26 protein-coding genes are annotated in these 24,097 nt (G+C 58.6%); 17 read left to right on the forward strand and 9 right to left on the reverse strand.

Annotation, left to right across the window (positions count from 1 at the left end):
- Nucleotides 1-119: 119 nt before the first annotated feature.
- From DW136_RS06675 to DW136_RS06685, 3 genes are all read left to right on the forward strand, one after another.
- On the forward strand, nt 120-1,505 hold the full coding sequence (locus tag DW136_RS06675) for a M18 family aminopeptidase (RefSeq protein WP_233503855.1): 1,386 nt from the start codon (nt 120-122) through the stop codon (nt 1,503-1,505).
- Nucleotides 1,506-1,720: 215 nt separating this feature from the next.
- Nucleotides 1,721-2,101, forward strand: a complete 381-nt coding sequence (locus DW136_RS06680) for a translation repressor RelB (protein ID WP_117584152.1) — start codon at nt 1,721-1,723, stop codon at nt 2,099-2,101.
- The gene (locus DW136_RS06685) at nt 2,094-2,585 is read left to right on the forward strand and encodes a PIN domain-containing protein (RefSeq protein WP_117629925.1); all 492 of its coding nucleotides are present in this window, start codon (nt 2,094-2,096) and stop codon (nt 2,583-2,585) included. The genes DW136_RS06680 and DW136_RS06685 overlap by 8 nt, the downstream gene beginning before the upstream one ends.
- Before the next feature lie 179 nt (nt 2,586-2,764).
- On the opposite strand, the gene DW136_RS06690 is transcribed toward DW136_RS06685, so the two are convergent.
- The 3 genes from DW136_RS06690 to DW136_RS06700 all read right to left on the reverse strand — a co-directional run bounded on the left by DW136_RS06690 (nt 2,765) and on the right by DW136_RS06700 (nt 5,658).
- Nucleotides 2,765-3,700 (reverse strand): D-2-hydroxyacid dehydrogenase, encoded by a 936-nt coding sequence (locus DW136_RS06690; protein ID WP_117584150.1) that lies wholly within the window; start codon nt 3,698-3,700, stop codon nt 2,765-2,767.
- Between the two features lie 133 nt (nt 3,701-3,833).
- Nucleotides 3,834-4,721, reverse strand: coding sequence for a type I methionyl aminopeptidase (gene map / locus DW136_RS06695; RefSeq protein ID WP_117584149.1), 888 nt, complete (start codon nt 4,719-4,721; stop codon nt 3,834-3,836).
- A gap of 160 nt (nt 4,722-4,881) precedes the next feature.
- On the reverse strand, nt 4,882-5,658 hold the full coding sequence (locus tag DW136_RS06700; protein WP_117584148.1) for a radical SAM protein: 777 nt from the start codon (nt 5,656-5,658) through the stop codon (nt 4,882-4,884).
- A 225-nt stretch (nt 5,659-5,883) separates the two neighbouring features.
- Between DW136_RS06700 and DW136_RS06705 the strand changes: the two genes are divergently transcribed.
- The 9 genes from DW136_RS06705 to DW136_RS06745 all read left to right on the forward strand — a co-directional run bounded on the left by DW136_RS06705 (nt 5,884) and on the right by DW136_RS06745 (nt 12,811).
- Nucleotides 5,884-6,681 (forward strand): alpha/beta fold hydrolase, encoded by a 798-nt coding sequence (locus DW136_RS06705; RefSeq protein WP_117584147.1) that lies wholly within the window; start codon nt 5,884-5,886, stop codon nt 6,679-6,681.
- A gap of 211 nt (nt 6,682-6,892) precedes the next feature.
- A complete protein-coding gene (locus DW136_RS06710) occupies nt 6,893-7,099 on the forward strand; it encodes a hypothetical protein (protein ID WP_118289315.1) in 207 nt (68 codons plus the stop codon).
- A gap of 75 nt (nt 7,100-7,174) precedes the next feature.
- Complete coding sequence (locus DW136_RS06715; RefSeq protein WP_158571447.1) at nt 7,175-8,773, forward strand: diguanylate cyclase; 1,599 nt, start codon at nt 7,175-7,177, stop codon at nt 8,771-8,773.
- Between the two features lie 23 nt (nt 8,774-8,796).
- Nucleotides 8,797-9,153, forward strand: a complete 357-nt coding sequence (locus tag DW136_RS06720) for an Hpt domain-containing protein (protein WP_199408904.1) — start codon at nt 8,797-8,799, stop codon at nt 9,151-9,153.
- A gap of 251 nt (nt 9,154-9,404) precedes the next feature.
- On the forward strand, nt 9,405-9,944 hold the full coding sequence (locus DW136_RS06725) for a hypothetical protein (RefSeq protein WP_147333357.1): 540 nt from the start codon (nt 9,405-9,407) through the stop codon (nt 9,942-9,944).
- An 8-nt stretch (nt 9,945-9,952) separates the two neighbouring features.
- A complete protein-coding gene (locus tag DW136_RS06730; RefSeq protein WP_089572320.1) occupies nt 9,953-10,282 on the forward strand; it encodes a helix-turn-helix transcriptional regulator in 330 nt (109 codons plus the stop codon).
- A 144-nt stretch (nt 10,283-10,426) separates the two neighbouring features.
- Nucleotides 10,427-11,188: an ABC transporter ATP-binding protein gene (locus DW136_RS06735; protein ID WP_117629928.1), complete on the forward strand. Its 762-nt coding sequence runs from the start codon at nt 10,427-10,429 to the stop codon at nt 11,186-11,188.
- Nucleotides 11,185-12,009: a hypothetical protein gene (locus tag DW136_RS06740; protein ID WP_117629929.1), complete on the forward strand. Its 825-nt coding sequence runs from the start codon at nt 11,185-11,187 to the stop codon at nt 12,007-12,009. Before DW136_RS06735 ends, DW136_RS06740 begins: the two co-directional genes overlap by 4 nt.
- Nucleotides 11,993-12,811 carry a hypothetical protein gene (locus DW136_RS06745; protein WP_117629930.1) on the forward strand — a complete coding sequence of 273 codons (819 nt, stop codon included), beginning with the start codon at nt 11,993-11,995 and terminating at the stop codon, nt 12,809-12,811. The genes DW136_RS06740 and DW136_RS06745 overlap by 17 nt, the downstream gene beginning before the upstream one ends.
- A gap of 110 nt (nt 12,812-12,921) precedes the next feature.
- Here the strand turns inward: DW136_RS06745 and DW136_RS06750 are convergent, their stop codons facing one another.
- The 6 genes from DW136_RS06750 to DW136_RS06775 form a co-directional block, all read right to left on the reverse strand.
- Nucleotides 12,922-13,731: a gamma-glutamyl-gamma-aminobutyrate hydrolase family protein gene (locus DW136_RS06750; RefSeq protein WP_118289317.1), complete on the reverse strand. Its 810-nt coding sequence runs from the start codon at nt 13,729-13,731 to the stop codon at nt 12,922-12,924.
- Between the two features lie 87 nt (nt 13,732-13,818).
- Entirely contained in the window at nt 13,819-14,583 is a 765-nt protein-coding gene (locus DW136_RS06755; protein WP_117629932.1) for an amino acid ABC transporter ATP-binding protein, read from the reverse strand.
- Nucleotides 14,584-14,619: 36 nt separating this feature from the next.
- Nucleotides 14,620-15,453: an amino acid ABC transporter permease gene (locus DW136_RS06760; RefSeq protein WP_117629933.1), complete on the reverse strand. Its 834-nt coding sequence runs from the start codon at nt 15,451-15,453 to the stop codon at nt 14,620-14,622.
- The gene (locus DW136_RS06765) at nt 15,450-16,109 is read right to left on the reverse strand and encodes an amino acid ABC transporter permease (RefSeq protein ID WP_022094657.1); all 660 of its coding nucleotides are present in this window, start codon (nt 16,107-16,109) and stop codon (nt 15,450-15,452) included. Before DW136_RS06765 ends, DW136_RS06760 begins: the two co-directional genes overlap by 4 nt.
- Before the next feature lie 138 nt (nt 16,110-16,247).
- The gene (locus DW136_RS06770; RefSeq protein WP_055251966.1) at nt 16,248-17,243 is read right to left on the reverse strand and encodes a glutamate ABC transporter substrate-binding protein; all 996 of its coding nucleotides are present in this window, start codon (nt 17,241-17,243) and stop codon (nt 16,248-16,250) included.
- A gap of 456 nt (nt 17,244-17,699) precedes the next feature.
- Nucleotides 17,700-19,481, reverse strand: a complete 1,782-nt coding sequence (locus tag DW136_RS06775; protein WP_118289318.1) for a 1-deoxy-D-xylulose-5-phosphate synthase — start codon at nt 19,479-19,481, stop codon at nt 17,700-17,702.
- Nucleotides 19,482-19,709: 228 nt separating this feature from the next.
- On the opposite strand from DW136_RS06775, the gene DW136_RS06780 reads away from it, so the two are divergent.
- From DW136_RS06780 to DW136_RS06800, 5 genes are all read left to right on the forward strand, one after another.
- Nucleotides 19,710-20,267: an HD domain-containing protein gene (locus DW136_RS06780; protein ID WP_117584135.1), complete on the forward strand. Its 558-nt coding sequence runs from the start codon at nt 19,710-19,712 to the stop codon at nt 20,265-20,267.
- Nucleotides 20,268-20,270: 3 nt separating this feature from the next.
- Nucleotides 20,271-21,290, forward strand: a complete 1,020-nt coding sequence (locus DW136_RS06785; RefSeq protein WP_233505712.1) for a putative ABC transporter permease — start codon at nt 20,271-20,273, stop codon at nt 21,288-21,290.
- Between the two features lie 198 nt (nt 21,291-21,488).
- The gene (locus tag DW136_RS06790) at nt 21,489-22,766 is read left to right on the forward strand and encodes an ammonium transporter (protein WP_118289319.1); all 1,278 of its coding nucleotides are present in this window, start codon (nt 21,489-21,491) and stop codon (nt 22,764-22,766) included.
- Nucleotides 22,767-22,974: 208 nt separating this feature from the next.
- Nucleotides 22,975-23,313, forward strand: a complete 339-nt coding sequence (locus DW136_RS06795) for a P-II family nitrogen regulator (RefSeq protein WP_117629936.1) — start codon at nt 22,975-22,977, stop codon at nt 23,311-23,313.
- Between the two features lie 74 nt (nt 23,314-23,387).
- Complete coding sequence (locus tag DW136_RS06800) at nt 23,388-24,050, forward strand: TetR/AcrR family transcriptional regulator (RefSeq protein ID WP_158551690.1); 663 nt, start codon at nt 23,388-23,390, stop codon at nt 24,048-24,050.
- Nucleotides 24,051-24,097: the final 47 nt, after the last annotated feature.

Raw genomic sequence — 24,097 nt, forward strand, 5'->3', positions numbered from 1 at the left:
GCGCGGACATGATGGCTCAACTTGGTGAGCGGCGCGGAATTAAGCACGGAATGAAGAGTGCGGCGCTGGCGTGGCGGGGTATGCTGGAGGGGACCATCAACCCAGCGAAAGGGGAGAGCATGACGGATCAGGAAACGATCGAGCGCGTGCACGTGACGGCCGACGATATCGAGGCCTCCAACGACCTTATCGACTTTATCGAGGCATGCCCCAGCATGTTCCATACGGCAGCGACCATTATGGCCGAACTCGACGAGGCGGGCTTTACCTACCTGCCCGAGAACGCAGCGTGGGACATCGAGCCGGGCGGGCGTTATTACACGCAGCGCAACACCTCGAGCGTCGTTGCCTTTAAGGTGGGCGAAGACCTGGCCGCTACGTGGGGCGAGGACGGCGTTGCCGGCGACTATCATTTTCAACTCACGGCGTCACACAGCGATTCGCCGACGTTTAAGGTTAAGGCCGTGCCCGAGCTCGACGGCGCGGGCGAGACGCTGCGCCTGAACACCGAGGCCTACGGCGGCATGATCGACTACACCTGGTTCGATCGCCCGCTGGCACTTGCGGGCCGCGTGCTGGTGCGCGAGGGCGACCGTATCGAGAGCCGCTTGCTCGCTACCGAGCGCGAAGTTGCCATTATCCCGAGCCTTGCCATCCATATGAATCGTGGCGTTAACGAGGGCTTTGCGCCCAACCGAGCTGTCGACCTGTGCCCGCTCATCAGCGCCGGCGACCTTAAGCAGGGAGATTTTGACGCCCTGATCGCCGACGAACTGGACGTTGAGCCCGAGCAAATTTTGGGTCGCGACCTGTTCCTGGTCAATCGTCAGGATGCACGCATTTGGGGCTGGGCCGACGAGTTTATCTCGACGCCCAAGCTCGACGACCTGGCCTGCGCCTACACCTCGCTGCAGGCATTTTTGGGTGCCGAGAATGCGCACGACGTTTCGGTCTTTTGCTGCTTTGATAACGAGGAGGTTGGCTCCGAGACCAAGCAGGGCGCCATGTCGACGTTCTTGGCCGACGCGCTGCGCCGCATCAACGGGTCGCTGGGCTTCGATGACGAGTCGTACCACCGCGCACTTGCCGCTTCGATGCTCGTGAGCTGCGACAACGCGCATGCCGTGCACCCCAACCACGCCGAGAAGTGCGACGCCCGCAACCAGGTTGTGCTTAACGGCGGCATCGTCATCAAGGAGGCCGCCAACCAGCACTACTGCACCGACGCCTTTAGCCGCGCGGTGTTCCAGGCCATTTGCGATGACGCCGACGTGCCCACGCAGGCCTTTGCCAACAAGAGCGATATGGCCGGCGGTTCTACCCTGGGCAATCTGTCCAATATGCAGGCGAGCATGCATGCCGTGGACGTGGGCCTGCCGCAGCTTGCCATGCACTCGAGCTACGAGACCGGCGGCGTGCGCGACGTAATGTACGCCATCCGCGCCCTCACCGCCTTCTACGAGCGTGACCTGACCATCAACGGCGCCGAAAGAGTGGAGCTCTAAAACCTGCCAAAAAGGGACAGGTTTATTTTGGCAGGTTTTATCTGGGCGAATGCAAAGGGTGAAACCGAACTAGATCTGCGATACGTGGCCGCCGAGGTGCAGTGCGCCTCGGCGGCTTTTTGTGTACAGAGTACGGCTAATGCTTATAAATGCTATACATGCTTTACGTATCTACCATAGAGCTTTATGATATTTTGAAGTATTAAGGAGGGGTCATGACCACAACAGCCGCTCAGATCAACGTACGTCTCGATGCCGATCTTAAAAGGAGTGGGGACGCCGCTCTCTCCAAGGCCGGTATGACGCCGAGCCAAGCGGTGCGAGCGCTCTGGCAGCTTGCAGCATCGCTGGCCGATCGCCCCGGTGCGCTCGAGGATATCCTGCTGCCCAGTCGTGCCCGGGCGGAACAGCGCGAGCGCGAAAAGGCCGCCAAACGTAAGCTCGAGCTTATGGATCAGGGGTCGAAGCTGTTCGCTGCCGCTTGCTGTGAGTCGGGAATCGATATGGTCAAGGCTCAGCCATCGGACGACGAAGAGCTCAAACGGAATGCCTATGCGGATCGCTATGGCGAGGAGATGAGCTGGCTCTATGAGTGAGACTCCAAAGCGCATCTTGGTTGACACCAACGTGTGGCTCGATTACTTCATTCCCTCACGACGTGGTCGTTCGGTGGCGATTGAGTTTTTACGCGATGCATGCACGGCGCAGGTTGATTTGCTGTATGCGGCGACATCGTCCAAAGACCTGTTTTATTTGATTTCAAGCGAACATAAGGCATGGTATCGGCGAGAGCACGGTTCGCTTTCCCAGTATGCCGCTACGGTAGCGACTTCGCTTGCATGGGATTGTCTTAGCGTGCTGTCGCAGCTTGCCACGCCAGTGCCCTGTGACCTGAGCGACATCTGGATGGCGAGCAGACAGCGTGAGCTCCATAGCGATTACGAAGACGATTTAATCATTGCGGCAGCGATACGCGCTCAAGCAGATCTACTGGTCACCAACGATGTCAAACTCTGTTCACACGCACCCGTTGCAGCAATGAGCGTAGAAGACGCAAAGAATTACTTAGCAACGCTCTAGCAATTTGAAGACCCTGCAGGTTGAGCAAACGTCAGCGAGAGCCCGCCAGAGTGAGCAAGGTGACGTGAAAGAGGAGGGCATAGGCCTTTTGGCCATGCCCGACGATTGAACGTCAGATTGCCGCTCTGGCGGGCTCGCAGCGTCGAGGGGTTCCGGCGTTTGGCAAAACGCCGGAACAATTAGTGTTCGATCCAGCAGCGCAGGGTCTCGCCGGCCTGCAGGTGACGCAGATTCTCCGCGGCGATGTCGACGACGTTGTTGAGCGTGGCTGCCAGGTGGAACCAGCCGGAGACGTGCGGCGTGATGAGCATGTTGGGCGCATCCCACAGGGGGCTTGTCGCGGGCAGCGGTTCGGGGTCGGTGACGTCGACCGCGGCGCCGGCGAGATGTCCCGACTCCAGAACGGCAACCAAGTCATCGGTGACCACAAGGTCGCCGCGGCCGCCGTTGGCAAAGAAGGCACCTGGTTTCATCGCGGCAAAGAACTCGGCGTTCGCCAGACCGCGGGTCTCGGGCGTGCTCGGCATAAAGGATGCGACGATGTCGGCCTCTGCCAGGCGCTCAGGTAGGGCGTCCATGCCGTCCATGTCCTCAAACACAATGGGGTAGACGAGTGGATGGCGCTTGATGCCGCGGACGTGCGCGCCCATGCCGCGGCAGAGCGTGGCAAAGTGACCGCCGATATCGCCCGCGCCCAGCACCAGCACGTTGGCGTTTTTGAGCGAGGTAACTGGCCCCAAATCCTCCCAGCGATGTTCGCGCTGCAAGTCGTGATAGCCGGGCAGGCGCTTCATCATGGAAAGGACCATGGCAAACATGTGCTCGCTCACGGCCTGGCCGTAGGCGCCCACCGAGCAAGACAGTTTGGCGTCGGCTGGCACGGTGCCGGCGGCAAGGTAGTCGTCATAGCCGGCGGTCTGCAATTGCAGCAGCTGGAGATGCTCGCATGCCGTGAGCATGTCAGAGTCGATGTTGCCCAAGATCACGTCGGCGTTGGCGACTTGTTCGCGCGTGATAGCGTCGGCGCTCGTGTAGATAAAGTCCTCGCCCGGAGCGCTCGACTCAAGAATTGCGCGATGGTGGTCGTTGACGGGCAGCAAAACCAAGATGTTCACAAGTAGTCCTTTCCGCTTGACCCGCCAAAAAGGGACAGGTTTATTTTGGCGGGTTTTATCAGGCAAAACGCTATAAAAACGCCGGGCTTCGCGATGGTTAACATATCCATCGTGAAGCCCGGCGCATCCACGGCTACCAGCTCAGCAGCTCGTAGCCGTCCTCGGTCACCACGAGCTGTACCTCGCACTGGGCCGAATCGCTGCCGTCCTTGGTGCGCACGCACCAGCCGTCGCCCTTGCTGATCTTGATGTCGGGCGCTCCGGCGTTGACCATGGGCTCGATGGTAAAGACCATGCCCGGCACCATGATGGTGTCCACATCGGGCGCCTCGGTGGTAAAGCCCACAAACGGGTCCTCGTGGAACTCCTTACCGATGCCGTGTCCGCCGTACTCGCGCACCACGCTAAAGCCGGCGTCCTCGACGGTCTTTTGTACTGCCTCGGCCATAACGGAGAGCGGTAGCCATGGCTTGACGGCTGCCAGACCCGCCTCCACGCTGGCACGGGTGACGTCGACCAGGCGCTGGCGCTCGGCCGAGACCTCGCCGATGCAGAACATGCGGCTCGAATCACTAAAGTAACCGTCCAAGATCGTGGAGCAGTCTACGTTGATGATGTCGCCCTCGTGCAGCACGTCCGTATCGCAGGGAATGCCGTGGCAGACCACATCATTGATCGAGGTGCACACGCTCTTGGGGTAGCCCTCGTAGTTGAGGTCGGCCGGCGTGCCACCGTGCTCGACGGTGTAGTCGTAGATCATCTGGTCGATCTGGTTGGTGGTCATGCCTGCGGCGATATGCTCGCCCACATAATCGAGCACGCCCACGTTGATGGCTGCCGAGCGCTTGATGCCCTCGATATCGGCGGGAGTCTTGTAGAGCGTGCGAGGCAGAACCTCCCAGCCTTCTTCCCACAAGCGCTCGAGGCGCTCATCAAAGGCGCTATGGCATTTCTTGTATTTCTTGCCGCTGCCGCACCAGCAAGCGTCGTTGCGGCCGGGCACGGGTCCTTTGTCATACATGGCTAACTTCCTTTCATTCGCAGCTAGTATAGCCCACCCACGCGGCCATAAAAGTTGCGGTGATATAGTTCCGATTTAAGCGGTTTAACAGCACAAATAGGAACTATATCACCGCAACTGATGGGGCGGGATGGCGGGCACTAGCTGCTGCGTGGTTTTGCTAGTAGCTCACCTGGCAGGGAATACCGAGGGCGCGCACGCGCGCGGCAATGGCGTCGAGCACCTCGGGCGCTGCTTTGGCAAGGCCGGCGACTGGTGTCTCGCGCGCGACCGTGTAGATGGTCGCCTCCTGCGGACGAATGCGCTCAAGCGCCGCGAGCCAGGGGGCAACATACTCCTCGCCGGTATTGTCGATGAGCTTGCCCTGATACTCGCCGGTCAAAAAGATCGTCTGGATAATAACGTGACCGTCAAAGCTTGCGAACGTCTCGATCTGGTGTTCGACGTTGTAGGGGCCAACAGGCTGGTCGAGCAGCTGGATAAACGCCGGGTCGACGGTATCGAGCTTAAGAATGTTGTCGTCGACCATCATGAGCGCGTCGTGCACCTCGGGGCGGTCGGCGCGTGTGCCGTTGGAGAGCACGGCGATCTTGGAGTTTGGGGCAAGCTCGTCGCGCAGTGCGACGGCGCCGGCGATGGCCCGTGGAAACTCCGGTGCGGCGGTGGGCTCGCCGTTGCCTGCGAAGGTGATTACATCGGGGAGCTCGCCCTCGGCTGCCATCTCGCGCAGCTTTGCCTCGAGCGCTTCGAGTACCACGGCAGCCGTGTTATACGGCTCATGGCAGGGGCGCTCGGCGTTGAGGCCGTTCTCGCAGTAGATGCAGTCGAACGTGCAGATTTTGCCGCTGGCCGGCATCATGTTGACGCCGAGCGAGAGACCAAGGCGACGGCTGCGAACGGGCCCAAAGATGGGGCTGGCATTCAAAAACGTAGACATAGGCATATGCTCCTCAAGACAATTGTGCCTAAGCATAGCATCGGCTCCAAAGCAAGGTGTGGGCTCTTGCTTTACAAGTTTCGTTTTTTCACGTCGCTCATGATGCCGTGCCATGAAAAGCCTCGGGTCGGGTAAAGTTAATCTGTTAACAAGGTGTAAGGCAATGCGGGTCTATCCAACCGCACTGACGTGCAACTGGATGAGCATTGATGACGGGGGCACAACATGGATTTTACGGTCGAGAATGCGGGCACCACGATCGCCTGTCGCGAATATGTCGGCCCGGATGTGTCGCCTGATGCTCCTGCCTTGGTGTGCGTGCACGGCGCTTGTGTCGACGGCACATTTTTTGACGGTATCGCTTGTGAGCTCAGCCGCAACTACCGCGTAATTGCCTACGACCGCCGCGGCTGCGGTGGCAGCAGCGATGCGGCAGACGGCAGCTATGATCTTGCCGCTCAGGCCGCCGACCTGCAAGCCGTGATCGAACACGTTGGCGCTCCGGCAAATGTGCTTGCGCATAGCGCCGGTACGTTGGTGGCGCTGGAGCTTCTTCGCACCGAACCCCATCTCGTTGCCCGTGCGATTCTGCATGAGCCGGCTGTGTCGGACAAAGGCGTCGGTATGGGCGCAGCTCCGGTTTTGCTCGATATGATTGCGGCGGGAAAGGTTTCAAGGGCGCTCCGGCTTTTCTTGGGAGCCCTCGGCGACTTGGACCCCGAGGCTCCTGGAACGACCGAAGCGGAAGCCAAACATGCCCTGCGCAACGGCCGCAGTTTCATGGCAAACGAATACGGGATTGCTATGACCTGCGTTCCCGATTGGGATAGCGTTCGCGCGTCAAAAACGGTGGCCGCCGTGCTCCTGGGCGAGCTCTCGATTGGCACATCCCGCGAGGCTGGTACGCGAGCGGCTGCCGAATATCTCGATTGCCCCCTCGTGACAATCCCGGGCGCGCACAACGGCCTGCGCGATCGCCCGGCAGCGGCTGCCCAGACTGTCCGTAGCATCCTGGAGCTCTAGCAGCCGTAAAAATCAAAACAGTCTTCACTCGCAAACGTTTCGGCCGTGTTAACAAATGTGCTCAAAACCTCACGTCTGCGGCTTCAATCGCGCCGCCTGCCAACTCATAAAAATGTAACAGCATTCACGTGCTTACCTGCATCGGCAAGGTGTTACCCTTGTAACATTTGGAACCCACCGCTACCATGCGAAACTATCGAAAGGGCCCCATATGCTCAATAATCACGAGGTCAATCTAACCGACGAGGAGGCTGCCGCCGAGGTCGCCCGTGTCGCGAAGACCTACCCCGTGGTGCGTTTGCTGTCGGCCGATCAGATTAAGAGTGAGCCTAACTGCCTGCTCGCCGGTGATCGGTGTCCTTGTCTGCGTCAGTCAAGTCTTGAGGCTTTGGCAGACTCCGATGAGGTGTCGGAGTAACTGCTCAATGATGGCACTGAGTACCGCGCCCGTCTACGCCCTTTGAAGGTCGAGGGCGAGCCTCACGTCTTGCTGATGGTGCGTCCGATCGATGAGCAAGAGGCCGCAGAAGAGGACCTTGTCTACACCGACGTGCTGACGAATGTGCGCAATCGCCGATATTACGAGGAAAAGCTCCGTAGCACCCGCGTGAATGCCGGCGTTGCGGTGATCGACCTTGATGATTTTAGGGTCTTCAACGATACGTGTGGCCGTCATGCCGGCGACCTTGCGCTCGGTGCTGTGGCGACAGCCATGCGCAGCGGAATCCGTTCGACTGACGAGCTTGTGCGCTATGGCTGCGACAAGTTTGTGGTTGTCATGCCCAATATTCCCTCCGATGACTTCACCCGTCGCCTGCATCAGGTGTCCGATGCCGTTCGTTCTACGATTATTCCGGGCCATGAGTACGTGAGCTTGACGGCATGTGTTGGTGGCGTTCGCATTCATGGCGAGACGGTCGATGAGGGCGTTGGCCGCGCTGCCCAGTTACTGAGCCGCGCTAAGGCAAAAGCCGGTACGGTCGTGACCGATGCCGATTCCATCGAGGCCTTCCAAAGCGAAAAGCCTTTGGTGCTTATTGTCGATGACTCCGAGATGAACCGAGTCATTCTCAACGAGATGCTCAAGGACGAGTATTGTATCCTCGAGGCCGATAACGGTCGTGCGGCGCTCGACATGGTCGACCGCTATGGCGATGAGTTGTCGCTCGTGCTGCTGGACATTATCATGCCGGGCATAAGTGGCTTTGAGGTACTGGCCGATCTGTCGCGCCGATCGGGTATCGACAATCTGCCTGTCATCATGATCTCGAGCGAAGATTCCGATGATATGGTTCTGCGCGCGTACGAGCTGGGCGCCTCGGACTATATCAACCGCCCGTTTGACTCCCGTGTCGTGCGCCGCCGTGTAAGCAACACCATCCGCCTATACGCCAAACAGCGCCGCCTGACGAACCTGCTGTCCCAGCAGTACAACGAGCGCGTCAAGAACAGTCGCATGCTCATCGACATCATGGCCGGCGTCATGGAGCTTCGCAACGGCGAGAGCGGCAGACACGTTACGAACATCGAGAAGCTGACCGAGCTGCTGCTTGGCTGTCTGGTCCAGCGTAGCGGCACGGTCTCCCTCGACAATGAGGAACGCTCTACGATCGCCCTGGCTTCGGCGCTGCACGATATCGGCAAGATGTCGATTGACGATGCGATCCTCAACAAGCCCGGGCGCCTTACGCCCGAGGAGTTCGAGATCATGAAGACGCATACCACGATCGGCGCCGATATGCTGCTTAAGCTGGGTAGCCATCACGCCGGCAATGCGCTTATGGAATATGCGTACCAGATTGCGCGTTGGCATCACGAGCGCTGGGACGGCAAGGGTTATCCCGATGGCCTCAAGGGCGACGATATCCCCATCGCCGCGCAGGTGGTTTCGGTGGCTGACGTGTACGATGCTCTGACGAGTGTGCGTGTGTACAAGGACGCTATCCCGCACAAGGAGGCGATCCAGATGATCCTGGACGGTAAGTGCGGCACCTTTAACCCGCTGCTGCTCGATTGCCTGCTCGAGGTGCAAGACCAAATTGCCGAGACGTTGGCACGCCCCGCCGACGTCGTTGCGTTTCCCACGATTTAGTTTGACCAAAGGAGTTTTAATCCATGATTTCCATGCGTGAGGCGTATGAGAAGATCGGTGCCAATTATGATGACGCTTGCGCTCGGCTGATGGGCGATGAGATGCTTGCCCGCTTTGCCCTCAAGTTTTTGGATGACGAGAGCATGGGCAAGCTGGAGGCCGCCATGGCGGCAGGAGACGCCGAAGGTGCGTTTATGGCAGCGCACACGCTCAAGGGCGTGAGCCAGAACCTGGGATTCGATAATCTGTACGAGCCGGCGGTTGTGGTGACCGAAGCGCTGCGCGGCGCCGATGCCGTTGACGGCGCTCGCGAGGGAATGCATGCGCTGCAGCAGCAATATGCGGCAACGATGTCGGCCTTGCGCGAGGCGGCCGAGTAAGAGCTCGCGAGCTTTGATGACTATGAGAGTTGATAATCTCCCGTTTTAGGCCCGGTGGCGGCCTCAAAGTGGGAGATTGTCCACTCTCGTTCGATACATGTCCAAAAATCCACGCTCACCCCTTCTGATTAGTGAATGGCCCATGCGCACTGGCGGGGCTTTCCGCATGCAATCCATATCGTTGTTCGATAAACTGTTCGAATAACGATAGAGTCGATGAGGGTGAGTGTATGTCCAACAGCGTTCAGCGTATGGCCAAGGCGGGCGAAAATATCAGGAAGCTTGGTTTTTGCATGGCAGCCGTTTTTGCAGGGATGCTCGTCGCTTTTGCCGCGTTGGTTGTTTACGTGATCTGGTATGCGGTTGCAAACGTTGTTTCTGTCGATTCTTTCGGTGTCGTGACGCTTTTCGATGGCGGGAGCATCGTTATCCCAAGCGGGCTGTGCCTGGCACTCGTCGTGGGTGTTTCGCTTGTCGTTTTGTGCGGAATCAGCCATAACATCTCTCGGGGCGTCTCGCCCTTTACCAAGGCGCATGTGCGGCTTATCCGTGTTCTCGCGCTTGCCTTTGCTGTTAACGCCGCGGTTTCGCTTGTTGGTGCCTATGGATCGGTCAATCTCACCATTGGCGGACTGGAGCTTTACATTGTGCCTCATTCCTTCGTTATTGAGATTTGCCAAGGCGCTACCTTTGATGCGGGGTCGTTTATCGGCGCAGTTGTCTGTTTGTTTATCTCGGCGATCTGGAGTTATGCCTCGCTGCTCCAAGAGCAGTCTGACGAGCTTGTGTAGGAGGAAACATGAGCTATCTCATCATCGAGCTTGAGACGCAGCTGCTTAAGACCGGAAAGACCAGTGCTGATCTGATTCGAGCGACGGGGCATACTCCGGCTAATATTTCAAAGCTTAGAAACGGAAAGATAAAAGCTATTCGCCTAAAGACGCTCCTCGATATCTGTGATGAGCTTGATTGTCAACCGGGAGATATTATTCAGCGCGTGAGCGAGAAAGAGCTTGAGGAGCTTATTGTCGAGCGTGCAAAAAACGTTGTGAGGCAGATGCGGGACGGCGGAGGCAACGAGGCGTCGCTTCCGACATCAGTCTTTGCTGTCGATTTGAGCGACGAGTAGCTTAAGGCGAACAACTAAAACGAAATATCAGCGTGAAGGGACCCGTGTCTAACACGGGTTCTTTCTTTTAGATTATCTTGACAAATATGAGTTATCGAAAAACAATAACAACTATGGAAAACGATAAAGTAAAGAAGGAACGATATGAGCGGTTTTGCTATCAAGCGGAACGGGAGGCCAATGAACGCATCAACGATAAGGCTATCAAGGGTGTCAAAGCGCTACGGGAAACGGCGCGTTTTGCATGACGTTTCCTTCGAGGTGGATCAGTCTGAGCTTTGCGCCCTTGTTGGTGCAAACGGGGCGGGCAAAAGCACGCTTATTAAAATAGTGCTGGGCCTCTGTGAGCCATCGTCGGGGAGCGTGGAGCTCTTTGGAGGCAAGTCGAAAAAAGAGCTGAGCCTGATGCGGACGCGTGTCGGCTATGTGCCAGATTCTTGCGGAGCATACCAATCTCTCAGTGCGGCTGAGAATCTTCGGATCCGATGTGCGGAATGGGGGCTCGATGAGAAACGTGAGATTCCTCGCGTCTTGGGCCTGGTCGGGCTGGACGTCGATGAGAAAAAGAGCGTGAGCAGTTTTTCTCTGGGAATGAAACGGCGACTGGATATAGCTACGGCTTTATTGGGCGACACCGACGTACTAATTTTCGATGAGCCGGCAAATGGATTGGATCCGTTGGGCATCGAGAGTATATGGGCCCTTATCGGTCGATTGAATCGGGAGCAGGGCAAAACCATGCTTATCTCTAGCCACGACTTGGATGAGCTGGCATCGGTTGCAACAAGCTGCCTGTTTCTTCATGACGGTGAACTGCTAAAAAAGGAATCGATGGACGTCATAAGGGATGAGGCGCCATCCCTAAAAGAGTATTACAGGCGCTTGATGAAGGCGGTCTCGCTATGAAGCGGGCGATCCATCCCATAAAGGCAGATATGATGCGTTGGCACAGGATATTTCCGGCGAAGTTTGGTCTTGCGCTTATGTTGGCGTTCGGCCTTCTCTTCGGCATCTTTCTAAAAAACGGAACAACGTTGCTCGTCTTTGGCTATGGCGTTTGTGGGGAGGATATTGGTTTCCTCTGGAATGCAATCGATCCTTCTGCGCCTGATGAGTCCCTTGCGCGCAGCGCTTTTGCCGGTACATCCCTGTTCGTTCCACTCATCGTTTGTTTGGTGCTTTTACAGGAGCATGGCTATAAAGAGGGGCACCGAATTTCTTCGGCAAGAGGTCTCAACCGCTTTTATGGGGCTCTAGCCCATGCATTTTCGTCTGCTTTAATAATTGGCGCAGCGTATAGCGCGCTTTGCCTCCTTCTTTTTGCAATAGCCATAATACGTGGAGGGCATAACTACTCGCACAACATACTAACTGTATTTTTGCCTGCAATGATAGTCAACGCCGTATTGGTGATATCGGTTGCGCTGGAGACGGTGACCATCTATCGGATAACGGGCAGCGCTGTATTGAGCGGGGCCGTGGTGATAGTTGGATTTGTCATGAGCTTGACGCTCTACGGAGCCTTCCTTCAGGCACCTATACCATCCTTGCGATGGATCTTCTTCCTTCCGGGGCCGTACCTTGGAGTCGGATGTGCCCTTGGGTATAGCGATATGGGGCAGCTGACGCTTCTGGGATATGGCGTGGCAGCCAGCTGTCTATCGGTATTGATTTACGCTCTCTTGAGCTTTCGCGCTGGGGGTGTGCTCAATGGCTCGTCAGATTAAAAGACTTCTCCAGTCAGAATTGAAGCATGTGAGCAAATGGGCGTACGCCTTAATCCTGGTAATTTATGCGTACATGGTGATATTGCAGCTTAATTCTTTCCCGATGTGGTTCTGTAGCCTCCGTGAGAACAGTTTCTTGGGTTTTTTCCCAGACCCGACGCTTCGGCTATCGGCGGAGGATGTCCTTCTATTTGGCAATGCAGAGGTTTTTCGCGGTCTGCTGTTCAACGTAGCCCCGTTGGCCCATGCATTGTTCTTTCCGTTCATCGCGGCTTGCATTGTGCCGCGCTTTGTCAGTTCGGGCTTTGTCGAGGAACCGTGGGGGTTGTCGGAGGCTCGGGGAGGGAAGCGTGTGTGCGCTATCGTTGCGCGAGTGGTGCTATCTTCTTTTGCCCTTTTGGGCGCGTTTGTCCTGTCGAGTGTCGTTTTGTACTGTCTTAACTGCGCAATCGTTTCGGATGCTCAGCAGTATTTCAACCTGCATGTATTTTGCTATCGACTTGTTCTTGCTGCCGCTGCCTGCCTTGCATACGTGGTTTCTTGCGTAATCGTTGTTTCCTATTTTGGGTCCGGCTTCGGTCCGATTGGCATGCTGTTGCTTGTCAACGTCGTAGCGATCTACATACAGATCGGGGCCAATTCCATGCTTCCGCTTCCAGCCTCGATGCTCATGTGGATTTGCGGCGTGACCCCGTTGGGGAATGGTCAATGCATCTCGATTTTAATTGACTGCCTCATAAACGTAGCAAGCGTTTTTATCATTTGCTTTACTGTCGACCGATTGCGGTCGAGATTTCTCTGATTGTTTGTGAGGGATAATCATACCGAGCATATCAAATACAGGGGGGCGGGCACCGTAGCTGGTGTCCGCCCCCCCCGGCTTAGGAGGCTTTAACCTGAGTGGTTCGCGAGCTAGCGGGCCTGCTTTACCTTTGCCGCCGCCTCGACAAACGACTTCCACAGGTTAAAGTCGGTTTCGAGCGTCTTCCACGTGTACTCGGGATGCCATTGCACGCCTAGACAGAATGGTTGGCCTTCGACCTCGATGCACTCGGGAATACCGTCGGTTGCCTTGGCGACCAAGCGCGTGCTTTTACCCAGACGATCGACGCAGCAGTGATGTGCTGAGTTGGTCTGGATCAGTCTGTGGCCGCCAAGCGCGCGCTCCAGCAGCGAGCCCGGCATGACTTCGACAGGGTGCACGGGATCGTTGAGCACGTGGGTATGGCGCCACTGCGTGCGGCCCTCGCGCGCGCCCAGGCCCGGCACGTCCATGCACAGGGTGCCGCCGGTGGCGACGTTGAGCAGCTGCGTGCCGCGGCAGGTGGTAAAGAGCGGCTTTTTGGCGCGGAGTACCTCGTCGACCAGCTTAAACTCAAAACTATCGCGGATCTCGCAGCAGAGGGTGGGGTCGTAGGGTCGATCATCGCCCCAACGTTTGGGATTGACATCGGGGCCGCCGGGAATGGCGATACCGTCAGCGATTTCCACGTAATGACGGATAACGTCGACGTCTTCAGTAATGGACATCTGCAGCGGCAGACCGCCGGCGGCAAGAATGGCGTCGACAAAGACGCTTGCGATTTCCTCATTGGGGGAGAGCATCTCGCTTAAAAACGGCTTTGCCTCTTCCCAGCGTGGTGCGACGAGGATGAGTGGGCGGTCGGTGGGGGCGACGTCGACATGTGGGGTGTAGGACGATGAAGTGCGAGTTCCGATCATAGGTGTTGCTTTCGAATCTAAAGGTGACAGGGCGCATGAGAGACGTAGGACAACACTTTCAATGGATTTGTCCCACGGGGTGGCTGGCTAGTGGCCCTTAATGGAGTTGAGGAAGTCCTGGGCGCGCTTGGTCTGGGGGTGGTCGAAGAACCCGTCGGGCGTGCCGGTTTCCACAATCTGGCCATCGGCCATAAACACGACACGGTCGGCCACGCGGCGGGCAAAGTTCATCTCGTGCGTAATCACGATCATCGTCATGCCCTGCTGCGCCAAGCGCACCATGACCTCGAGCACCTCATTGATCATCTCGGGGTCAAGGGCACTCGTGGGCTCATCGAAGAGCATGGCCTTGGGCTGCATGGCAAGAGAACGGGCGATGGCCACGCGCTGCTGCTGGCCGCCCGAAAGCTGTGCGGGTACCTTGTCGGCCTGCTCGGCCACGCCCACGCGGCTCAGCAGGTCCATGGCGCGCTCACGAGCCTCCTCCTTGGACACGCCCAGCACATCGACCGGTCCCAGCATGACGTTCTGCAGTACCGTCATATGTGCAAACAGGTTGAACTGTTGGAACACCATGCCCAGCTCGGCACGCATGCGGGCAAGGTCTTTGCCTTCCTGCGGCAAGGGCTCGCCCTCGATGAGGATCTCGCCCGAGTCGATGGTTTCCAGGCGATTGATGGTGCGGCACATGGTCGACTTGCCCGAGCCCGAGGGGCCGATCACCACGACGACTTCGCCGCGGTCGACCGAGAGATTGATGTCGTTGAGAACGTGCAGGTCGCCGTAGTGCTTATCGACGTGCCTGAGCTCGATCAGCGGCTGATTGCCGGTGGAAGAGGTGCTCTGTGCCATGGTGCTCGGCTCCTTATGACTCGAAATGGTAAAGCGTTAGCGGATGATGGTCGCGCCGGTCTTGTGCGAAACGTAGACAGCGGCCTTGTTGATCGCGACGTTGATGAGGATGTAGATGACCGCGATCACCAGATAGACCGATACGAGCGCGTCGTAGTTGGTGATGAGCACGCGGGCATTTTGCATGAGGTCGGGGTAGCTCACCACATAGGCGACGGTGGTGTCTTTGACTACGACCACGAGCTGCGAAATCAACGACGGAATGATAAACCGAATCGCCTGGGGCAATACGATTTTAAAGGTGATTTTGGCCTTGGAGAGACCGAGCGCCTGGGCTGCCTCGACCTGACCACGCGGCACGGCGTTGACGCCTGCGCGGAAGATCTCGGCAAGTACGCCGGCTGCAGCGAGCGCGACGGGAAGCGTGAGCATCCAAAACGACGGCAGTGAAATCTTGTACTGAGGCAGCACCAAAAAGAAGAAGTAGATGAACAGCAGGCTCGGCACGCCACGGAAGAAATCGGTGAGCACGCGGCAGACCAGCTGCAGCGGCTTGATGTCGCTGGTACGGCCGAGCATGAGGGCTAAGCCCAGTACCAGCGCGATGGCGCCGGCGGTGAGCGCGACCTTTACCGTGCCCTCAAAACCGGCAAGCAGGAACTTCCAGGTGGTGAGGTGCGTAAAGAAGTACCAGTAATGGACCGAAAGCTGGCCGGTCACATAAAAGCGCTGCAGTACCAGAGCGATGAGCGCGGCCACGGCAACAAGTGAGATGGCGGTGCCGACGCGAATCTTGGCGCGCATCTTGGGGCCGGGAGCCTCGTAGAGCGCATCGCGCATGGTGAGCGCGGAGGTGGAGTGCTTGCTCATCGGAGGATCCTCACCTTCTTATCGATATAGTTGCCAATGTGGCTCACCACAAAGGCCGTGCCCAGGTAGCCGAGCGCCGAGATAAAGAACGCGGCGACGCCGCCGAGCGAGCGCGTGTTGATGTAGCTCACCACGCCGGTGAGCTCCTGCGGTTTAAGCGGCACCTGACTGCCGAGCGCGGTGGTGAGCATGACGGCGATAAAGAGGTTGGTCATGGGCAGCACGCTCGAGCGCAGCGCCTGCGGAATCACGATCTTGGCGAGGATACGGCTGAAGCTCATGCCCAGCGAGCGGGCGGCTTCCACCTGGCCGACACCGACGGTGTTGATGCCGCTCATAAAGTTCTCGGAGCCAAAGGCAGAACCCAAGAGCACTGTGGCGACGATGACGCAGGTGCGGTAGGGCAGGACGACCTTGAGCGGCGGCAGCGCGTAGACGACGATAATGAGCAGCGCGATGCCGGGGATGTTACGGAAGACCTGGACATACAGGTCGCCAAAGACGCGCAGCGGCTTGAGCGGCGACACGCGCATCACGGTGACGGCGACGGCCAGCACCATGGCGATGGCAAACGACTCAAGCGTCATGCCCCAGGTTGCTAGCAGCGCGTCAATGTAGTTCTGGCCATAGAGCGACCAGAGCTCGGAGAGACTCATGCGGACCTCCCGCCGATAAGGAAAGGGGCTCCCGTGTGTACGGAAGCCCCGACAACTCAGTGAAGAAACAGTTTAGCGCAATAAAGCGCACCGTGCGTTTCCGTATGGTTTCGTTGCGGCCGTTACTAGGCGCGTTGCCTAGGCGCCGATCTCGGGCAGCTCGGGAACATTGGTGTCACCCGTGCGGTCACCGATGCAGATCTGCCACAGCTCGGTCCAGGTGCCGTCGTCCTCAATCTTCTTAAGGAAGTCGTTGACGAAGGCGACGCCGTCGGAATCGAGCGGCAGGCCGATGCCATAGGGCTCCTTGCTGCCGAAGGGCTTGCCGGCGATCTTATACTTACCGGGCTCGCGGACTAGGGCGCTCTGCTGCATGTTGTTGTCGATGACGTAGGCGTCAACGCGACCCTGCTGGAGTGCCTGGCGGGCCTCCTCGTCGGTCTTGAACTCCTGCTGGCTGGCCTTGGGAGCGAACTCCTCCAGGATGGCGGGGCCGTTGGAGCCGGACTGGACGGCGACGTTCTTGTCGGCCAGGTCGTCGACGCTCTTGATGTCGTCGTTATCGGCGAGCACCAGGATGGCCTGCTGCGTGTAGTAATAGGGACCGGCAAAGGAGACGAGCTTCTTGCGCTCGTCAGTGATGGTGTAGGTGGCAAAGACGGCGTCGACCTGGCCGTTCTGCAGGACGGACTCGCGCGTGTCCGAGGTCACCTGCGTGATCTCGACCTTGTTCTCGCCCAGAATGTAGTTGGACAGGAGCTGTGCGATACCGGCATCGAAGCCGCGGGTCTGACCGTCTTTCTCGTTGAGGAGGGAGAAAAGTGTGGAGGTCTGAACGCCACCGATCTTAAAGACACCGGCGTCTTTGACGGCCGTGGCCCAGGTGCTGGCGGCGATGGCGTCGTCATCGGCCTTGGGGCCGTTGTCGACGAGTTTGTCGAATGCCTTGGCATCGAGTATGGTGGAAGCCTCGGTATCTTCGGAGCTCTTGGAGGAGCCAGCGGCGGAACCCTTGTCAGCCTCGGCGCTGGTGTCAGAGCAGCCGGCAAGACCAAGGCCGGCGACGGTTGCGAAGGTGGCGGCGACAAAGCCGCGGCGGTCGAGAACGACCTGCTGGGAGAGGTTCTTGCTCATGGTAGAACACCTTTCTCAATAAAATCCCTAGCGGTTGAGTAGAGTTATACCCTATCCCGCTCAGATGGGTCAACACGAAATAACTCAGAAACATACTTACCTTATGGGTAATTCTTCCTACCAAAAAGGGACAGGCACCTTTGTGGTGGTTCTTGCAGATGTGGTGGCCTGCCTCGCTGCTTTGTCTCAATCTGTAACAGGTAGACGAGGAAATGGGTTCTAGCTGTTACAGATTGAGATTATCTCCTTAATGGGATTCGAATGTCTCAATCTGTAACATCTGGACGGACAAAAGGTCTCTATCTGTTACAGATTGAGACAAACGTCAGGGACTAAGACGTCTTGTCTAGACCTGTAACAGTTAGACGGGAATTCGGGCCATAGATGTTACAGATTGAGATAATCGCGCCGCGAAAATAAAAACCTCCGCAGGGGTGCTTCCCTTGCGGAGGTTTTTTACTCGTTGAGTAGCCTTACGGCCTCGGCGGCCATGTTCTCGACCGTCATGCCGTTCTGAGCGAGCAGCTCGTTGGGGTCGTAGCGGTCGGGGAAGCCCTTGGCGATGCCGAAGGTGCGCGTGCGCACGGGCGTGCAGGCCAAGTAGCACGCGACGCGTTCGCCCCAACCGCCGTCCAAGATGCCGTCCTCGAGGGTGACGACAACGCGATGCTCGGTGGCAAGGCTGTCGAGGAACTCGCGGTCAAGCTCGGTTGCAAAGCGAGGGTTGACGAGCGTGGCCTCGATACCGTATTCGGCTGCCAAGCGGTTTGCCACACGCTTGCCCAGCTCAAAGAAATCGCCGAGCGCGAGCACGGCCACGTCGCGGCCCTGGCGCACCACGTTGTAGCGCGCGACACCGTAATCGGCGTTCTCGGCAGGCGCCAAGTCGGGGCGGCTTACCAGGCCAATGCCGGGCAGGCGAATCGCCACAGGATGCTCGCGATGGTCGAGCGACCAGCTCAGCATGGATAGATATTCCTCCATGCAGGCCGGCGCCAGGTAGCGCATGTTGGGAAGAGCGCCCAGCATGGAAATATCAAAGAACGAAAGATGCGTCTCGGATGTGGTGCCAAAGATCGACGCGCCGAATACAAGGATGGTCGCCGGGGCGTCGTTGAGGCACAGGTCGTGCCACAGCTCGTCATAGGCACGCTGCAAGAACGTACCGTACACGCCAAAGACCGGCTTGGCGCCCGAGCGCGCAAGCGCGGTGGCAAAGGTCACGGCGTGCTCCTCGGCAATGCCCACATCGACGAACTGTTTGCCGGCGGCAGCGCGAAGCTCGGGTGTAAAGCCCATGATGTAGGGCGTGGCGGCCGTGATGCCCACGACCTGCGAATCGCGCTCGATGGCGGCGCTGAGCGCCTCGCCCGTAATGTCGGCATAGGTGCGCGGCGCAGGCTCGCTCGGATGGCCCGGGCAGAGCTTGCGTCCAGTTGCCATGTCAAACGGACCCACGTGATGCCAGCGTTCGGGGTCGTTCTGGGCCGGCTCAAAGCCCTTGCCCTTGGCGGTGGAGACGTGCAGCACGATGGGATGATCGATATTGCGCAGTTCCTGCAGCGCGTCGACCAGGGCCAACACATCGTTACCGGCGTCCAGATAGCGGTAGTCGAGCCCCATCGCGCGGAAAACGTTGCGCTCACAGGTGCCGTTGCTGGCGCGCAGCTCGGCCAGATTGCGATACAGGCCGCCATGGTTCTCGGCAATGGACTGGTCGTTATCGTTGACGATGATGATCAGGTTGCTGTCGAGCTCGGCGGCATTGTTAAAGCCCTCAAACGCCAGACCGCCCGAAAGCGAACCGTCGCCAATGATGGTGATGACGTTGTACGCATCGCCCGCCAGGTCACGAGCGTGCGCCAAGCCGCAGCCCAGGCTCACCGATGTGGAGGTGTGGCCCATGGCGAACAGGTCGTGTTCGGACTCGTCGGGATTGGCAAAGCCAGAGGCCTCGCCGTAGCGTGCCGGGTCGATATAGGTGTACGCGCGCCCAGTCAGCGCCTTGTGGGCATAGGTCTGGTGCGACACGTCAAAGACAATTATGTCGGTGGGGGAGTTAAACACGCGATGGAGCGCAACCGTAAGCTCAACGACGCCCAGGTTGGGGGCAACGTGCCCGCCGACGGCGGCGGAGCTTTCGAGGATGGCGTGGCGGATCTCGCCGCAGAGCAGCGGAAGCTCGGCGCGATCGAGAGCCTTGACGTCCTCGGGCGTTGTCGTTTGCGTAAGCAGCATCGTTGTGGGTTACTCCATGCGAATCGTGCGCCGGCACTCCCTCGGCCGGCACAATTGCACAAGACAGTCTCGCACATTTTGGCGTTTGATATGTGACGGCGGCGCGGTAATTCGCCAACTGGTGGGGCAAAACGTTTTGTCCGATGCCATACTGGTAAATTCGATGATGATTTTATTCATTGCGCGCAGGCCGCGGCTTGCCGCCGAGCGCCGCCGGAAGGAGGCCGCATGTCCGATACCGTTCGTGCCGAGAAAATCGCGCGCGAGGTCGACGATGCCGCCCGTCAGCTTGCCCAGGCGGGCCGCTTGGACCTGATGCATGAGTTTATCCAACATGGCGATGTGACGGTCTATACGCATGTGACCTCGGTAGCGCGGGCAAGTCTGTCCTTTGCCGAGCGCCTGGGCCGCGTCGGTATCTCCGTCGACCGCTTATCGCTGCTGCGCGGGGCCCTGCTGCACGATTACTTTCTCTATGACTGGCACGATCCCGACCCAAGCCATCGACTGCATGGCTTTCGTCACCCGTTTTTTGCCTTGGCGCGTGCGGAGGAAGATTTTGAGCTGACGCCGCGCGAGCGGAATATTATCGTACGGCATATGTTTCCGCTGGTACCGGTGCCGCCGACGTGTCGTGAGGCATGGATTGTGTGCCTGGCGGATAAATGGTGCGCACTGCGCGAGACGATTGCCGGCCGTCTGCCGCGCAAAGGCGGCGCGAACGATTTGAACGAGGGCCCGAGTGACGGCTCGAGCAAAGAATCGAACGAAAAGAGGAGTGGGTAGACGGTGGGAACCGCGATCGACATGGCATTTGACGGCGCGACGCTTGCCGCCTGTCCGCTCTCGGCGCTGGTACTCTCGTTTGCCTTCTACGGTTTTTGCGGCTGGGTATGGGAGTCGACAGTCTGCGCCATGCTCAACCACGGACGCTTTGCCAACAGCGGCTTTTTGCTAGGGCCGTGTTGTCCCATCTACGGTGCGGGCGGCATTGCGTGCTGGTTGCTGCTGCGTGGAATCCCAGACGCCTCGAGCCAGTTTGTCGCTGCCGCGCTCGTATGCAGCGTGATCGAATATAGCGTGGGCGTGCTGTTGGAAAAAACGACGGGTGCCCGGTTTTGGGATTACTCGCATCTGCCGTTTAACCTGCACGGACGCATCTGCCTGTACTGGGCCTGCGCGTTTGGCTTGGGTGCGTTGTGTATTTGCCGTTTAGTGGAGCCGGCATTGCTGGGGCTGCTTGGCCATCTGCCGGTGCTAATCGTGCGCTTGGCCGCCTTTATCGTCGCGGTCGCGATGATGGTCGATGCGGTGTGCTCGTTGGCGAGCTGGCGGCGTCTGTCCGATCAGCTTGAGCGTGTGCGTGCCGACCTTGCCGACCGCATCAATGAGTCGCTTGCCGACGCCTCCGACTCTATGCTCGAACGTATTCCCGATTCGGCGATTGACTCGGTGGCGCAGACGCATATCCGCGGTCGCGCCGTTAACGCTTGGCTGGCCGAGCTGGGCGACGCGGCGCTCGATGCCCTGCGCGAGAAGACTTCGATGCCGACGTTTATCTCGGATGGTGCTCGCGGCCTGGCGCTCGCTGCCCGCCGCGTGGCCGATGCCGCGCCGAGTATGCCGCGTCCGTCGCTCGGTCGTCGCCTTGCCGGCAAGCGCATGAGCCGCCCGGTACCGAGCGTGTCACTCAGCCGCCGCGACCTACGCTTCTTTAACGCCTTCCCGCGTCTGTGCATCAATCGTTACGAGGGTGTCATTCGAGCTACCGACCTCCGCGACCGAGCCCGCGAGCTGTTCCGGCGCTAGCCAGAGCGGAGCCAAGCGCGCCCTTCTCGTTCGCACGTTTCCCGTTCGTTTCGCGTCCGTTGCCGCGCCGTTTCCAAGATTGCGGTGCCGTTTCCATTCGACAACGCAGCGTTTAACAACGCCGTATCTGGTCTACACCAGTTGCCCCTCGGCCGCATCATGAGCGCCGACAACGTTCATGCGACCAAGGGGGAGCGAATGTACGATACGGGATCGACAACGTTTATGCTCATCTGCACCATGCTCGTGTTTTTAATGACACCGGGTCTGGCGTTTTTCTATGGCGGCCTGTCCAGGCGCAAAAATGTCATCAACACCATGCTTATGTGCTTTGGCGCCATTGGCCTGGTTGGTGTGCTGTGGATTGTTGCCGGCTGGTCGCTGGCCTACGGTGGCGACGGTTCTAGCCCGTTTATTGGCGGCTTTGACCAGTTGCTGTGCCTGCCGGTGCTCAACCAGGTGCTGCAGGCGGCCGAGGGCAATGCTGCGGATGGTGCCGTCTACCCTCAGATCATCAACATCGCCTTCCAGATGGCGTTTGCCATGATCACCGCCGCTATCGTTACGGGCAGTCTGGCAGGCCGCGTTAAGTTTGGTGCCATGACGGCCTTCCTGGGCATTTGGCTGCTCGTGGTCTATGCGCCGCTCGCCCACATGGTTTGGGGCGGCGATGGTTCCTTTATCGGCGACATCATCGGCGCGCTCGACTTTGCCGGCGGCGACGTGGTACACATTTCGTCCGGTCTCACGGGCCTGATTCTCTGCTTAATGCTCGGCCGTCGTCGCGGCTTTGGCATGGTGAGCTACCGTCCGCATAACGTGCCGTTTGTGGCGCTGGGCGCCGGTCTACTTTGGTTTGGTTGGTTTGGCTTTAACGGCGGCAGCGAGTTTAAGGCCGACGCCGTGGCGGCACTCGCCATCCTCAACACCGTGACGGCCAGCGCGGCGGGCATGGTCTCGTGGCTTGTCGTCGAGCGCGTGCACACCGATCGTCCCACGCTGGTGGGTGCTAGCACCGGTTTGGTTGCGGGCCTTGTGGTGGTTACGCCGGGTGCGGGCTTTGTCGAGCCGTGGGCGGCGCTGGTCATGGGCCTGATCGTATCGCCCGTCTGCTATCTGGCCATCAGCCATCTTAAGACCAAGTTCGGCTACGACGATGCGCTCGACGCGTTCGGTTGCCACGGTATCGGCGGCATCTTGGGCGGTGTGCTCACGGGCCTGTTCTGCGTGCCGGAGCTCTCGTGGACCGGTAAGGGCGGCCTGTTCTACACGGGCGACGTGTCGCTGCTTGTCTCGCAGGTTCTGGGCATTGTGGTGACGGTCGTTATTGTGCTGATGCTCGACTTGGTGATCGCCGCGGTGGTCAAGGCGCTGTTCCACGGTAGCCTGCGCGTGGACGAGGCCGACGAGGCGCTGGGCCTGGATGCGAGTCAGCACGGCGAGAGCGCATACCCCTCATTCTCCGGACTCGATTAGCAGCTTCCCCAAGCACCGCACCTTGCCGTTCAATCGTCGCTCACGTACTTAAGTACGCTTCGCTCCTCTTTCACGGCAATCTGCGGCACTTGGGAAACCTGCTAAGACCAGTCAGTTGAACTTTTTTGATCTCTGAGGTTGGTTTACGGCACCTGGGAAACCCGCGTCTCATGTAAAGGGATACGTTGATTATTGAGAGGAATTCACTATGAAGAAAATTACGGCGATCGTTCGTGCTGAGAAGCTTGAGGTTCTCAAAGATGCGCTGTTTGCTGCTGATGTTCGCGGTATGACTATCAACCAGGTGCAGGGCTGCGGTGCACAGCATGGCTGGAAGGAATACGTGCGCGGCAACGAACTGCTCGTCAATACCATCCCCAAGGTGCAGTTCACCCTCATCTGCGCCGATGAACATGTCGACGGAATTGTCGACATCATCTGCAATGCCGCCCGCACCGGCGCCGTCGGCGACGGCAAGATCTGGGTCGAGCCGGTCGAGGAAGTCATCCGCATTCGCACCGGCGAACATGGCCCCGCCGCGGTGTAGAATCGACCGTCTGCCATCCGCAACGTTAAAATGCTGCAATGAGGCACAAGGCTTGCGTTGCGGATGGGCGGATTATGGGTCGCAATAAATATCCCGAGGAGACGGTCGCGAAGATTCTCGACGCGGCACTGGAGCTATTCTGCGCACAGGGTTATGAGGGGACGAGTATTCAAGATATCGTTGACCGTCTCGACGGCATGACCAAGGGCGCTGTCTATCATCACTTCAAGAGCAAAGAAGAGATTTTCAACGCCGCGTTTGATCGGGCGATGACTCCGATTGTTGAGCACCGCCGCTCGATGCTTGGCGTCGGTAATATGACCGGAGCCCAAAAGCTCAAGCGACTGTACGCTCCCGAGTCCGTTGTTCCACAAATTGAGCTATGGGCACGTATGCGTCCTGCAGCAGATCCGGTAAAAAGCTCGCGCCTACTGGCGATGCAGTACCAGGGCTCATTTGACGAGTCGGCCGATGGCTGTCTCTTGCCAGTGATCGAGGAGGGCATCGCCGACGGCTCCATTGCGTGCGAATGCCCGCGCGAAGCGGCGGAGGCCGTATCGTTGTTGGCGAATCTTTGGCTGCTGCCATTGTTCCGTCCGCTCGAGCCCAAGGAGCGAATGCTCGCTCGCGCACAATGTTTGGCGCAGATGGCTGCCGCGGTGGGGCTCGATTTGGGTAATGAAGTGCTTCAGACAACGGCGCAGATTTGGGGCGTATGGGACCGCGCCGGGTGGTAATATAGATACCAACGGTATGTAATTGATTTGTGAGGGTAGCCACGGCT

The organism is Collinsella sp. AM12-1, from assembly GCF_003472325.1.
GTDB lineage: Bacteria > Actinomycetota > Coriobacteriia > Coriobacteriales > Coriobacteriaceae > Collinsella.